A 14,313-nucleotide genomic window follows, 5' to 3' on the forward strand; every position below is an offset into this window, starting at 1 on the left:
TACCTCCTACGGTTTTAACCCTAAACTAGGTGCCTTTTTAGCAAGCTCTTTTACAGATTTCAAATGTAACGTTGTTATATTACCTGTTGTCCTATCTAATCCAAAAAAAGCATATTTAGCACTGCCTTCACCACTAATAAGTTTGACATAACCGTTCATTTCAGGAACAAATTGCCCTTCATTAATTACATGATTTGCATCACTTAAATAATCAGCTACAGTGTAATTTTTTTTGTTTAAAGCCTGTTTCATTTCAAAACCATGTTTTGAAAAATGAATCTCTAATTTTTCAGAACTTCCAAAATTAATTCCAACTTTCCCTACATCTTTCCCTCTATCAACAGTCTTAACAACATCCGCTGACTTCTCAAACTCTTTCAACGCTTCCCACTCTTTAGCAGTCAACTTAATCGCATCCAGCGAATAATCACCATTTGTCAGCAACTTAGCTGACTTCAAAATATCCTTCACTCGATCAATTGGCAATACAGCTAATAACAAGAAAACACCTGAAGATGAGCGTTGCATTTTTGTAGAATCTTTCGCAAGCAGGATCTCAATATCATCAATATTCGTAAGAATTTTAAAAATCTCCGGTCCATACTCTTTAAATAATTCAACATTATGAACACGAAACAGTTCATGCAACTCTTTGGTTCTTTGAACATCCAATTTCCCATTGCGATAAATCTGATATTCGACGCCATTTGATAATTCTTTGATGACCACATCAATTCGGTCTTTCGGTTGTGCTTTGTTACAGTTCTTTAGTTTTCTGTAGCAATTTCTTTGTGTTTAGTAGCATCCATTTCTAATTCAAAAAAGCCTAGAAGAAATTTCTCTAGACTTTTTTGTTCCAAATAATGCTCTAGGAAAATGAAGACAATACATTAACTAGTCACTTTATACAGCATTAACGCTTTTCACTTAGCTGTCCCTAGCTATTGACCACTTGATTACCAATCTTTTGATAAAGCGCCTTTTTTACTACTATGAAATTTCAGCTTTTACAGCTATCAACTCGCCATCATTTACATAAAAAGTTAGGTTTGTAGTAACAATTTCTTTATTATATGTTTCTAATTCAGAAAAATACAAGGTAAAGTAATCTTTGCTTTTGAAAACTTTTGCTATTGAAACTTCTACAGGAACTTCTGTATTAATTAATGGGAAACCATTCTGCATCAATGTTTCTTGCTGCTTTATTAAAAAAATTTCTTTTTCTAATTCCTCAGGGAAAATACATTCAATTTCCCCAATCAAACCATCATCATCTAACCACATCATCATATTAGTTCCTAGTGGATACGTGTAAAAATCATCATTCATTTTTTCGGTAACAATATCGAAATTCTTTACTTCATCCACATAAGTAACTTCGCTTTTTAAATCTTGTTGTATCACTTTTTTTATTTTCATATCCAAGCTCCTTACTGTTTAAATTTTTGAGGCCATATCCCAACAACCGTATTTGTTTCAGGATTTACAAATATAGAAGTTCCTGTTTTCGGGTTAACATATTTTACACTCCCTGGGTCTGCTGATAATGGCTTAGTTTTTAATGCATCAATAATGTCATCAATCATGATATCTTTTCTCCCAGACTTGAAAAGAGAATTGTACGCATGTTGATTTAATTTTGTTCCATCAGGAAACCCATTTTTCAATACTTCATCAAATTGTGGTCTTCTTAATGCTCTTAAATCTGGATTTCCATTTGCACTGTATATCTTTTTAACCCCACTAGCTTTCCCTACATCTTTCCCTCTATCAACAGTCTTAACAACATCCGCTGACCTCTCAAACTCTTTCAACGTTTCCCACTCTTTAACAGTCAACTTGATCGCATCTAGCGAATAATCACCATTTCTAAGCAACTTAGCTGACTTCAAAATATCCTTCACTCGATCAATCGGCAATACAGCTAACAACAAGAAAACACCTGAAGATGACCGCTGCATCGTCGTAGAATCTTTCCCAAATAGAATCTCAATATCATCAATATTCGTAAGGATTTTAAAAATCTCTGGTCCATACTCTTTAAATAATTCAACATTATGAACACGAAACAGTTCATGTAATTCTTTGGTTCTTTGAACATCCAATTTCCCATTACGATAAATCTGGTATTCGACGCCATTCGATAATTCTTTGATGACCACATCAATTCGGTCTTTGGGTTGTTCTTTGTTAAAGTCCTTTAGTGCTTTATACCATTTTTGATTTTTAAAATCAATGGTTTTATAACCATCTTTCCCGCCTGAAAAATTCCCGGCACTACCTAGAAAAGCTAACCCTTCGGCAATCGAAGTAATAACTGTCTGCACGTCTGAGAAATCACTGCCATGTGCTGCTTCAAAGGCGCTATATTTTTCGAGAATCTCAATTTTCTTTGCGGTTCCTAGCATACTTTGTTTATTAAAAAATTGGTTCACAAATGGCACATCTTCAAAGGCTTTTGCCAAAGCTTCCATGATCACATCATTTTCTGCTTGTAGACGACGTAACTCAGCTTTTAGCCCTTCCATTTTTGCGGTATCTAAATCATTTTCTGCTGGTCCAACTTCTGAGGTAAAGGCGCTCAAGTAAGAGGTGATCGCATCATCAAGGGTATTTAAGGCATTGCCCACTGTCGTTGATACTTCAGAGTAGGCATCAAAATAACTTTTGGTCGAATCCCACCCTGTACCAGATAATTTCCCTGCACTTTGAAACGCTTGTTGCGCCTCTTTAAAGGAATTTAGTTGATCTAATACTGTTAAACGTAGCGTTTGGACTTCACTGGCAACGTTTTGCCATTCAGTATATCTAAATTTAGGCATCTTCCTCCTCCTTTTGTGCTTGTTTCTTTTTTTGCAGCCATAGGAGGTCGTCTTCTGCTTGGATTTTTTTACGTTCTGTTTCACTTACTAATTCTGTTAACTCTTCTTTGCCAGCATCAAAGGTTCGGAATGCTTCTGTCCGTTCATCTTCTAGCATTTCTAAATCTATCCTAGCTGAACGTTCTGCTTCTGTTCCTTTGCTGTAATAGAGAAATTCTTCCAATATCTCTGCTTGTTGTTGGTAAACACGTTGTAGATCATTGAGTAGAAAATCACTTTCAGTATCTTTTTTCTTTAACTCTATTTTTCGATCTTCGTATTCTTCGATTTTCACCTGTAGTTGTTTTTCTTCCATAAAGCACCTACTTTACTGCATTTTTTTCAGCCTGTTTGATGGCTTGATGTATTTTTTCTAAGTTTCCAATGTCTTTAGACGCGTTGCTTTTAAACGTTGAAACAATGGTACTAAGCGAAGAAACACTACTTTTCATTGCACTAGCGGCACTACTTTCAGAAAAACTCATGCTACTTGCTTGTTTTGGTTTGAATGATAGGGATGAGAGGCTGCTTGTAAATTTACTTGTTAAGGAATTTACGGTTGCTGCATCAGTACTGATTTTATCTGCCATCTGAATGTCTCCTTTGATCGATTAGTTGATTTTACCCTCGACATAATATTTATCTTTTTAGCTAACTTGCCCAACCATATAATTGCTTTTGAAAATATTATGTAAGATAAGAATACCATATTGGTAACTATAGACTTTATCAACTTATTCAGTGTACTTGTAACTTTTTGATAAACCATTGAATCGTTTAAATTTTATTGAAAAACTCTTTCTTTTCGTGCAAAATAAGTAATTGATATAGCTTATTTATTGACAAGTCTTTTAGAAACTAGCGCTCTGAGAAGGAGGAACAAAAATGAAAACCAAAATGCCTGAAATTCTTTCTTTCATTTCAGAAGAAGCTGTTAGTAGAAAAATGACCAGTGAGGAAATTGCCGTTCACTTTGGTTATGATAAACATCACTTTAGTCGGAAATTTAAAGAGATAAATGGATTCAGTATTGCTGAATTTCTCTCTAGTTTAAAAGTTGAAAAGGCGATCTTTGAACTTGATGAAGAAAAGCGAATACTCGACCTACAAGAGCGTTCAGGTTTTGAAAGCAGCGGTAGTTTCACGAATACGTTTAAAAAATATACAGGTAGTTCACCTAAAGAGTACAAAACGAAAATGAGTGAACTTTTTGATGATATGAAACGGTTTGAAACGGATGATAAGGATCAGTCGATAGCGCATTTTGAAGAAAAGAGTCAGTCTTTTTGCACCGTAACGATTGAAGTACCGGCTGGATTTGAGCTGGGGATTGTATTTATTGGACTTTTCCGGACACTTATCCCGAATCATATGCCTATATCTGGATTAGCGACTAAAAATTTAATCGGAAACAAATTGAAAAATATTCCAAATGGAGACTATTATTTATTAGCTTGTGGCATAAGCCGTTCCACTAATGTTCTATCTTACTTTAACTTAGGCAACAGCTTGAGAGGGAAAGAAGATGAACGTCTATCATTTCCAAACTGTTCTGGCAATCATTACACGATTAAACTGAGAGAACCGATACCAGAAGACCCACCAATATTAGTGAATGTGGGAAAACTTTTGATCTCCCGTTTAAAGAACACAATCTAGAATAATATTATTCGACCATGAAATGATAAACTAGTCGTAAGTTGATGGAATGGAGGAAATAGTTATGAGTTTAAATGTAAAGAGTGTCACTGTAGGTCTACCAGTAAGTAATTTGGAGGAAGCTGCAAGTTGGTATGAAAAACTTCTTATGAGTGACGAGAAAATTAGCCCTGTTGAAGGCATTATTGAGTATCAAATTGGTTCGGTTTGGCTTCAACTTTACGAAGAAAAAATTAATGTTTCAGAGAACGGTTTACGTTTTGAAGTGGAAGATTTAGACACAGAATTTGAACGGTTAAAAACACTTGGAGTAATAACTGATGAAGTGATTGAGGATGTACCAGGTGTCCTTCGATACGTTGATTTCTCTGATCCAGATGGCAATAAGTTATCGTTCTATTGGTTATACGCTCAAGAATAGATTTAAATAGTGTTTATATAATGAATATTACGCTAAAACGACGGATCAATGATTCGTCGTTTGTACATTTTAGAAATCATGTTTAGGTGGAGTCAGATATAACTTTTAAGGTTACTCTCAACTATTTTTGGTTCTTTTATTTTATAGTAATCAACGAATATAAAATAAAATGGAGGGATTACCATTGATAGTTCAACATAGCTCACCCAGTAAAAACGATCACCTATCAAGACCTACATAAACTAAATCATTCAATCCAACAATTAAAGAACTGGCACAAAACATTCAGTTCACTAAAAAACAACACCCAAATTCACTCTATTCCCGCTAACCTCTTTTATGAACATGAGCGGATACTAAAAACATTAGTTCAAGAAACACATAAACTTAAAACCAAAAAGAAATTCAAAAATATTTTGATTAAAAATCCTAGCCGCAAAATAGGATTTTAAAGTTCATCAGTATTAGCCCGAACTGATACTGATGAACGATAGATTTAAAAAGATAGAAAATGCGCTTGTTAATTAGCAGTATGATTCTCAGTCAGAACTCCAGCCAAGCTTTTTCTTTCCAATAGATTCCATAACAAATAAAACTATGTATGCACCAGACTCAGCTAATGAAACAATAAATACGCAAATAACGATACTCTATGTGAATATAATAAAATCGATTAAATCTGGCACGTAAAAAAAATCAGGTTTAATAATAGTTCAAATAAGTAAGCCACAAAAATTGAAACAAATTAAAGCCTGTCCACTAACAAGTAATTTTATGCTCTAGTTAGGTTACAACAGTTCAATATGCCTATTACATTGATTTAAGATATAGCGATCATGGGTAACAATAATCAGCGTTTTTCCTAACTGATGTTCTTGAAATAATATATCCAATATATTATTTCTATTCTCACTATCTAGGGAACCCGTTGGCTCATCTGCCAAAATAAGTTTACTTGGTTTCAATAATACTCTAGCCAATGCAATACGCTGCTTTTCTCCCCCCGATAATTCATAAACCTTCTTATTCAAAGGTATCGATAAACCTACTTTGTCTAACGCGCCTTCTTTTAATTTAATTTTCTCTTTGTTGGAAAAATCAGTGTAATGAAGGGCTACCTCTAAATTTTTGCCAATGCTTTGACTTTCTATCAAGGCATAGTTTTGAAATAGGTACGAGATACAATTTCTTTTTAGTAGTAGTGCTTTCTTAGAGTTTATTTTAGGCGCCTTTTCACCAAATAGTTTTAATTCTCCTTTTTGAAAATCATCTAATAAACCCGCAATATTCAAAATTGTTGATTTGCCTGTGCCACTTTTTCCATAAATAGCAAGTATCTCATTTCTTTGTACTTGCAGATTAAAGTTGCTTAGGATTGGTTTATCTCGATAACTTTTATTAATATTTTTAAGTTCTAAGATCATAGCGAATCCTCCTTTTAACTATCTTCAACCTTTTTCACTCTATCAAATTTAATGATTACAATGACACTTGTCACAAATTCAATCATCGACAACAATAAGCAAGTGACAAATGACCCTATCAATCTTTCTGGATATGTTGCCATAAACAATAGGATAAACAACGTATTTTGAATCAGTAATAACAAAAAGAAATTTTTATAGGTTTGAAAAAATGAATAGCCGTGTATTCTCAAAATCGTTATGATTTTTTTCTTTTGATTATAATAGGCTATCGCACACTGTATAATAATAAAAATAGTTAGGCTCAAACTAAATAGTGTTTGAAATAGATAAATATAAAACGTTCCGAGTTGTCTTAATAAAATAACTCTATTTACATCAGATAATTTAACAATGCTTACTAAGTTGTCATCAAGATATTCTGTATCTATACTATTTTTTAACTGTTTATATATCGATTCAGGAGAACGATTTCCTAACACTATTTTCAATGGGTCAATGCCTCCCAAACCTTTAATAATAGGAATATCTTCTGGACTTTTTAGAACTTCAATTAATAAAGCACCTGTAAGTTCTCTTTTTTTATTGTTGTATAACGGCAATTTTGTTTTATCAGAGATAACAATAAACGTAATCGTCATATCATAATTGGCTTTGTAATAGTCCCTAATTTCTTGCCTTCTATCCTTTAGCTTTTCCGAAATTAAAAAGAGTGTTTCACCGTCTTTAGTCTCTGTCTTAATTTTTTTATCTTGATAATCTACTTTAATATGATTCTTTAAATAACTAGTATCAACTTTTATGACTTTATCAAAGAATGAATCTGTTTGTTCATATGACGAAATATCTATGATAAACCCTTTATTTCCAACTATTCTATCTGCGGATTGACTCAAATTTTCGAAAAACACATTCGTATTATATGTTATGTCTTTATTATCTTTACCAATTAATAATGGATAAAAAATACCTACCTTAGAATTTTCAGGAAGATTCTGTTGACTAAGGGATGATGCATATCGCCAAGAGTCTTTTAAAAGCTCTGTTAAAGGACTCAAACTAGTAATAACTGTAAACAAAAAGAAAATTTTTATCGCATATACGACATAAAAAAAATCCTTATCATAATTTTTATAATTTAGAGCATTTTTTGCTGACAAAAAAGAAATAGACTTTAACAAGATAAAAATAATCAGGTTCAATATAGCAGTTAACAGGATAAGCATACTTAGTAATTGACTGTTCAATAAAAAGGTTGAAAATATAACTTTAGCAAGTAATAGACAAAGTAACGTTGCCAACATCCAAGCATTGATATCTCTCAATAAATAGTGCCAGGCTATTTCCAGTACACTATAGCCATTCATCCTTAGTATCTGTATGTCTCGTGTTACTAATAAACTATAGATAACTAAGCAACATAAAAAAAATAACACTCCTAACATTAGTAAAGCTTGAATATCCAAAGTAGGGATCAATTCAATTGGAAGTGTCATTGAATCATCAATCAATTCTTCTGCAACTAGTGTTAAACCCATTTGATTTTTAAACGTAGATATACTATCAAGTACCATCTCTTGTATCTGCGAGTCAGTTCCCTGTATAAAATAATCGCCATTTACAATATCAGACCTAGTAACATTTTTTATTTTATTGATTTCAGTGAATACATTACTATTGAATAAATGTTCTGTCTTGCCTTTGATTACTTTCGGGTTAAATTTCGATAAAAAAGATGTTTTAGCATTGTCGTCAATAAAGTAGGTTACTTTAATAATATCCGATGCTAAATCAATTTCTCCTTGATCTCTTTTTACAGTATATTCTGTCACTCTGTTAATGAAAGACGTTTTATTTTTATTCGCACTAGTCAAGAGTATGTTGAAAGCTAGCTCTGGATTTTTTTCTACTGCTGATTCAGGTAGTTTTATCTTGTATCCATCTATATTATATTGCGAATCCACATGTTTTATATTCTCATTATTATTATTTCCAATTATCAATCCAAGTACCATTGTAAAAAAACAAAAAAGCAACCCAATCTTCAAAATTAGCCTTCCCATAAAAAACCACCTTTTAACATTATTTTACAAACAAATAGAAATCTTTTATTAAAAAATATTTACACTACGTCAAATAAATGTTACCATTTTTCACATGAAGCTTCAATACCTCAACAAATAAAAAATCAGGAGTGACTAAATGAAAAAAATTATTTTTTTAACTTTGGGATTAGGTATTACTATCGTAACATCAGGTTTTTCTTTTACTCAAGTTCATGCGAATGAACCTACGGACACATTGAAATCTTTAACACTACCAAGTAATCTAAGCTCAGGCTTTATTGCTACTGATCAAAATGGTACTATCGTAGATTACTCAAACCCTAACTGGTTAACAGCTGAGCAGCCTGGTATTCAAGATCCTTTATCCAGAGCCACAGTTTCTATTAATAGAGGAAAATGGTCTTATAGTGCCAATGTTGTTTGGGGAGGAAAACGAGGATATTCAGGCGTACAACATCCACTGCCACATGCTTCAAAATCCAAATTAGGAAGTTCTGTTGGATATGATAAACAAAGAGGAGCCAATGTCTGGTCAAATGCATATTCTTTTGGCAATTTAAACAATACGCATTATGCTTCTTATGATTATGGAATGCACTTAAAATAATTAAAAATACCATTTGGTATATTACGTGTAATAACATAAGCAAATCATAATGATTGCTCTGATAATAGTACGATTAGTTATGTTAATATTGTTATCCTTTATGTGGTGATAACTGTTATTTTATCCATAATCTATCCAAAGAATTATCTATACTTTGTATTGTTTATCCGTTACTATTAATTTATTTCCTTAACAATTTCAAGCTATGATATACAAACAATCGTTTATTCAATTGATTTTTCGGCTTGTAGTAGTTTTTAACACAGTATTTCGTTTTACTTTCATTTTCGTACTCGTAAAGAATAGTTACCTTAACTTCTTTTTCCTTAATCTGTGAAAGTTGATTGGTTAAATCCAACTCAGCCTCTTCATCGCTCAAAATATTCGTTGTAAACACCGTAAGACCATGAGTCTCATCACTTACCACTCATTTATTATTTTTCTTTATTGAAAACTCAGTCTCAGATTAAACAAAAATTTTTCATCCGTTTCCCTTTCTTTATTTTGATCAAATTATATCACAATAAATGTATTATAAAATACTAAATGAAAATTATCGATGCTTTTAAGAGATTGCTGTTCAGAGATTTTAAATGAACAGGGTTTACTTATAAAAAGTAAGCGATTATACTAGAGACAGATACCCAATTGACGTAGCGAACGAGGAGCAAAGGATAGTCATTTTATGGTAAATAAACGGAAAGACTGTGAGGGAAAAAGATGAACAACGAAACAATCATTGCATTACTAAATAATAAGGTAAAAAAACAGCTGCAGACAATTGCTTTTGAAAATATTTCAGAGATGAATGGAGATACGAGTACGCTATCTTATGAATATTTACAAGAGAAGCTACTGGTTCGTGGGGAAGGCGGTCTGTGTTATGACTTGAATACATGGTTTTATCATAAACTAAAAGCGTTGAATTTCGAGGTAAAATTGGTCACTGGAACAATCTACGATCAAGAAAAATCTGAGTGGTTTGCGATTAGTCATACACATGTGCTGATTGTTCTTAAACTTGAAGGTAAACACTATCTAGTAGATATCGGCTGTGGTAAAAATAGTCCCGAAGAAATTGTTGAAATTTCAGCAACTGCTGGCGGCGACAACTATCGCGTACAAATAGTGGATAATGAGCACCACTATTTGAAATTTGATGGAGAAAAGTGGCAAACGATTTATAAATTTAGTTTGTCTACTCCCGAACTAACCTTTGAGGAATTAACTGAGATTAAGAAAACTATTACGATGGACGGTCGTTCGCCGTTTAACAAAAAATACGTAAGTTTCAAACGTCATGAAACAGGCTATTTTTTATTAACAGAAAAAAATTTATCTGTTACATCTAATGGCGAAACAACTAAATACCCGCTTGAACCGGGGCAGTTAGATAAGGTAAGAGGATTAATTTAGTCATCAAATTAGTGACTCTTTCAAAGAATCAACGTAGTTGCTTTGATAGTATTTAAATGGAACAACAAATGGATGAAGAGGACGAGATAAAAGTGTTTAGATCCGAGAAATAAGAAGGAATTTACAAAAATCATTTTTCGAATTTTTGTGAATTCCAGCTTATTTTCGAAGGATCTGCTTTTTTCTCGCTGTTTATTCGGATTTATGGCACACATCAACATTAAAAATTAGTTTTGTTCCACACTTTCTCTAGTCTAACTATATTCTTTATCCTAAACTTTCAACTCCCTTTTCTACCTCATTCCTAGTTCTTCTATACATATCCATGACCTCTTCTTCTATTCCTCTGACTTTTGCGGAGTATTCTAAGCCCCAATGAATATGCTGAACAGATTAAAAAATAGATTTCTTCATTATAATCGTGACTCTTCATTCTCAAAGTAGTTGTCTTTCCATTTTAATGCTACATTCACCAAGGCGATTAATACAGGGACTTCTACGAGCGGTCCGATAACTGCAGCAAACGCTTCTCCAGAGTTAATCCCAAACACTCCTACAGCTACAGCAATAGCTAATTCAAAGTTATTACTTGCGGCTGTAAATGAAAGAGACGTCGCTACTGGATAACTAGTACCCATTTTTTTAGAGAGTAAAAATGATACAAAAAACATCAAGACAAAGTATAACAGCAGTGGTATCGCTATTCTGATAGCATCCATCGGTAATTCAATGATTTTATCTCCTTTAACAGAAAACATTGTAACAATCGTAAATAATAAGGCCACTAATGTGAGTGGACTGATTTTAGGAATGAAGACCGTTTCATACCATTCTTCGCCTTTTAATCTTGTTAAGGTAAAGTGAGTGATGAATCCCGCAATAAATGGAATACCTAAATAAAAGAAAACACTTTTAGCTATTTCTCCCATTGTGATACTCAGAGTATGTGCTTCTAAACCAATTGCCTTTGGTAATACCGTTAAAAAAAGATAGGTAAAAATAGGATAGAAAATAATTTGGAAAATGGAGTTAAATGCGACTAGGCCTGCAGTATATTCATTATCCCCTTGCGCTAATTCACTCCACACAATGACCATCGCAATACAACGTGCTAAACCAATCATAATGAGGCCCGCCATATACTCAGGGTAATCTTTCAAGAAAATCACCGCTAATAGAAACATTAAAACAGGGCCCACGACCCAATTTTGAAATAAAGACAATAATAGCACTTTCCAATCTTTAAAGACGCGCCCAATTTCATGATACTTCACTTTTGCCAAAGGTGGATACATCATTAATATTAAGCCAATCGCTAACGGAATGGACGTTGTGCCATAAGACATGCTTTCCATTACTTTAGGTACACCAGGAAAAACGTAGCCGACACCTACTCCAATTGCCATTGCTAAGAATATCAACACGGTAAGATATTTGTCTACTATCGACATCTTTTTTGTTACACGATTCATTCTTATTCATCCTCCAACTTCCACTAACACATAGATAAACATTTATGTGTTGATTAAAAAAATTTTTTTTGCCCGTTTGATCATTCGGCTACTTTATCACTCCATCATATGTTTTGAATGCTTAAAAGCCGAATGATTCTCTGTTATACGTTATTTTTCTGACAAACACAGCTATCTGAGTAAAAAAATAATTGATTAAATTCTTTCATGAATATTTTTAACTCCTCTTGATTTAAACTGTAGTGATGCCACTTGCCTTTTTTCGTCACATGTACAAATCCAGCTTTTTCCAATATTTTCATGTGGTGAGATAAAGTTGGTTGAGTAAAATCAAAGTGGACTAAAATATCACAAGCACACATTTCACCACATGAAAGTAGATCGATAATCTTCATCCTTTTAGGATCCGTTATTGTTTTTAATTTCACTGCATGATCTTCATAATTCATTTTTCCACTTCCCTTTTACTTTAATTCTAAATCATGAAATGACCCGCTAACGCTAATAAAATATCAAACAGTCACACTGTTGAACGGCAAATAACCACGTAGTTAAAAATATTCCCATTTCATATAGATGTTCATAAATGTATAAAATTAATATAGAGGAATATCTATGTATTGTCAATAGATTTTCTTTTTTTGCAAATATGACATCATTTAAACTACTCGCGACAAAATAAAGACAAGTAATTGACTACTCAACAACTTGTCTTTCAATAAAAATTTATATCAGGATTTAACGTTATTATTACAACTTTGAATGATAGTCTACCAGCCTAAATATAATACAAATTCTCAGACGGATAAACCGCATCACTCGTAACATCCAATCCTAACTCTCTTAACGTTTGCTCATCATTCTTACTTAACATCACCGTAGAATGTGCTTGGACACCATTCAATTCAGATAATTTATCATACGCTAATTGTGCTGTAGGATTCGTTACCGCACTAATCGCTAAAGCAATCAAGATTTCATTAGCTTTTAAAGCTGTTATCTTACTGTGTAGGTCTTTCCGTTTCATCGTTTGAATGGTTTCTAGAATCACTGGAGATAACAACAAAATTTCATCCGATACATTGGCTAAGGTTTTGATAGCATTCAAAATTGCCGATGAACAAGAATCCATTAAACTACTTGTTCTCCCTGTTACAATTCTCCCATCTGTTAACTCAAACGCAATGACTGCAGGAGTATCATTACTTTGGGTTTGTTCTCCTAGTTGCTCTGAATACTCTCTAGCAGGAAGTACCGCTTTGCGGTCTTCTTTTTTCAGCTCTACTTCTTCCATGATCAACTTAATGCGATTGACCGTTTCTTCATCGATCAAGCCTTTTTTAAAGTCGCATTCTGTAGCAAAACAGCGGCGAATGATTTCTTGTTTAGATGCTTCTTTCACCACGTCATCATCGATGATACCAAAGCCGACACGGTTCACACCCATATCGGTTGGTGATTGATAAACTGATTCTTCACCCGTAATTTTTTCAATGATTCGTTTGATCACTGGGAACGTCTCCACATCTCGATTATAATTCACAGCAACTTTTTGGTATTTATCAAAATGGAATGAATCGATCATATTCACATCTTTCAAATCAACGGTTGCTGCTTCATAGGCAATATTTAACGGATGTTTCAACGGAACATTCCAAACTGGGAAGGTTTCAAATTTTGAATAACCAGCAGTCTTACCATTACGACTCTCATGATATAGTTGATTCAAACAAGTGGCCAATTTCCCACTACCAGGTCCCGGTGCTGTAACGACTACGATTGGTTTTGTTGTTGGAATGTAGTCATTTTTCCCAAAGCCTTCTTCGCTGACGATTTTCTCAAGATTGGATGGATAATCTTCAATCGCTGCATGTTTATAGACTTTGATATCTCTTCTTTCCAATTTGTTGATAAACATTTTTGTAGAAGGCTGTCCACTATAGCGTGTAATCACCACACTATTGACAGCTAAGCCATATTCTCTTAACTCATCGATTTGGCGCAAAATATCCATATCATAGGTAATGCCATAATCGCCACGAATTTTATTACGCTCGATATCCCCTGCATAAACACAAATCAAAATCTCAGCCTGGTCTTTTAATTTTTGTAACAGTTTAATTTTAGCATCCGCATCAAAACCTGGCAAAATGCGCTTCGCATGCATATCCCCAATCAATTTCCCACCAAACTCTAAATATAATTTATCGTAATGATCGACCCTTTCAAGGATATATTTTGATTGCTCTTCGATGTACTTTTGTGGATCAAAACCTAGTTTTTTCACGTAAGAACCCTCCGATATTTGTATACTGCCATCTATTATAAACTTATTTACGACTGATTACGATACAGAATGTCATTCTTTATTCTCTAAACACATTTTA

General features: G+C 33.4%; 14 protein-coding genes. 4 read left to right on the forward strand and 10 right to left on the reverse strand.

The window, feature by feature from the left end:
- Positions 1 to 6 precede the first annotated feature (6 nt).
- From BCR22_RS06285 to BCR22_RS06305, 5 genes are all read right to left on the reverse strand, one after another.
- Entirely contained in the window at positions 7 to 729 is a 723-nt protein-coding gene (locus BCR22_RS06285; RefSeq protein WP_069654090.1) for a hypothetical protein, read from the reverse strand.
- Between the two features lie 261 nt (positions 730 to 990).
- On the reverse strand, positions 991 to 1,419 hold the full coding sequence (locus tag BCR22_RS06290) for a hypothetical protein (protein ID WP_069654091.1): 429 nt from the start codon (positions 1,417 to 1,419) through the stop codon (positions 991 to 993).
- An 11-nt stretch (positions 1,420 to 1,430) separates the two neighbouring features.
- Positions 1,431 to 2,822 (reverse strand): T7SS effector LXG polymorphic toxin, encoded by a 1,392-nt coding sequence (locus BCR22_RS06295; protein ID WP_069654092.1) that lies wholly within the window; start codon positions 2,820 to 2,822, stop codon positions 1,431 to 1,433.
- The gene (locus BCR22_RS06300) at positions 2,815 to 3,177 is read right to left on the reverse strand and encodes a hypothetical protein (RefSeq protein ID WP_069654093.1); all 363 of its coding nucleotides are present in this window, start codon (positions 3,175 to 3,177) and stop codon (positions 2,815 to 2,817) included. The genes BCR22_RS06295 and BCR22_RS06300 overlap by 8 nt, the downstream gene beginning before the upstream one ends.
- 7 nt (positions 3,178 to 3,184) lie before the next feature.
- Positions 3,185 to 3,451: a DUF3130 family protein gene (locus BCR22_RS06305; protein WP_069654094.1), complete on the reverse strand. Its 267-nt coding sequence runs from the start codon at positions 3,449 to 3,451 to the stop codon at positions 3,185 to 3,187.
- 295 nt (positions 3,452 to 3,746) lie between these two features.
- Here BCR22_RS06305 and BCR22_RS06310 point away from each other — a divergent pair, with 295 nt between their 5' ends.
- Positions 3,747 to 4,520 (forward strand): helix-turn-helix domain-containing protein, encoded by a 774-nt coding sequence (locus BCR22_RS06310; protein WP_069654095.1) that lies wholly within the window; start codon positions 3,747 to 3,749, stop codon positions 4,518 to 4,520.
- 64 nt (positions 4,521 to 4,584) lie between these two features.
- The gene (locus tag BCR22_RS06315) at positions 4,585 to 4,941 is read left to right on the forward strand and encodes a VOC family protein (RefSeq protein WP_069654096.1); all 357 of its coding nucleotides are present in this window, start codon (positions 4,585 to 4,587) and stop codon (positions 4,939 to 4,941) included.
- 788 nt (positions 4,942 to 5,729) lie between these two features.
- Here BCR22_RS06315 and BCR22_RS06320 read toward each other — a convergent pair.
- Both BCR22_RS06320 and BCR22_RS06325 read right to left on the reverse strand, forming a co-directional pair.
- On the reverse strand, positions 5,730 to 6,365 hold the full coding sequence (locus BCR22_RS06320; RefSeq protein ID WP_069654097.1) for a putative bacteriocin export ABC transporter: 636 nt from the start codon (positions 6,363 to 6,365) through the stop codon (positions 5,730 to 5,732).
- Positions 6,366 to 6,379: 14 nt separating this feature from the next.
- On the reverse strand, positions 6,380 to 8,413 hold the full coding sequence (locus tag BCR22_RS06325) for a DUF1430 domain-containing protein (RefSeq protein WP_167351510.1): 2,034 nt from the start codon (positions 8,411 to 8,413) through the stop codon (positions 6,380 to 6,382).
- Between the two features lie 154 nt (positions 8,414 to 8,567).
- On the opposite strand from BCR22_RS06325, the gene BCR22_RS06330 reads away from it, so the two are divergent.
- A complete protein-coding gene (locus BCR22_RS06330) occupies positions 8,568 to 9,038 on the forward strand; it encodes a hypothetical protein (protein WP_069654099.1) in 471 nt (156 codons plus the stop codon).
- Between the two features lie 720 nt (positions 9,039 to 9,758).
- On the forward strand, positions 9,759 to 10,454 hold the full coding sequence (locus tag BCR22_RS06340) for an arylamine N-acetyltransferase family protein (protein ID WP_069654101.1): 696 nt from the start codon (positions 9,759 to 9,761) through the stop codon (positions 10,452 to 10,454).
- 413 nt (positions 10,455 to 10,867) lie between these two features.
- On the opposite strand, the gene arsB is transcribed toward BCR22_RS06340, so the two are convergent.
- The 3 genes from arsB to BCR22_RS06355 all read right to left on the reverse strand — a co-directional run bounded on the left by arsB (position 10,868) and on the right by BCR22_RS06355 (position 14,213).
- Entirely contained in the window at positions 10,868 to 11,926 is a 1,059-nt protein-coding gene (gene arsB, locus BCR22_RS06345; protein WP_069654102.1) for an ACR3 family arsenite efflux transporter, read from the reverse strand.
- 143 nt (positions 11,927 to 12,069) lie between these two features.
- Positions 12,070 to 12,375 (reverse strand): ArsR/SmtB family transcription factor, encoded by a 306-nt coding sequence (locus tag BCR22_RS06350; protein WP_069654103.1) that lies wholly within the window; start codon positions 12,373 to 12,375, stop codon positions 12,070 to 12,072.
- Positions 12,376 to 12,704: 329 nt separating this feature from the next.
- Positions 12,705 to 14,213, reverse strand: coding sequence for a DUF1846 domain-containing protein (locus tag BCR22_RS06355; protein ID WP_069654104.1), 1,509 nt, complete (start codon positions 14,211 to 14,213; stop codon positions 12,705 to 12,707).
- Positions 14,214 to 14,313 lie beyond the last annotated feature (100 nt).

The sequence above is a fragment of the Enterococcus plantarum genome, assembly GCF_001730295.1.
Classification (GTDB): domain Bacteria; phylum Bacillota; class Bacilli; order Lactobacillales; family Enterococcaceae; genus Enterococcus_L; species Enterococcus_L plantarum.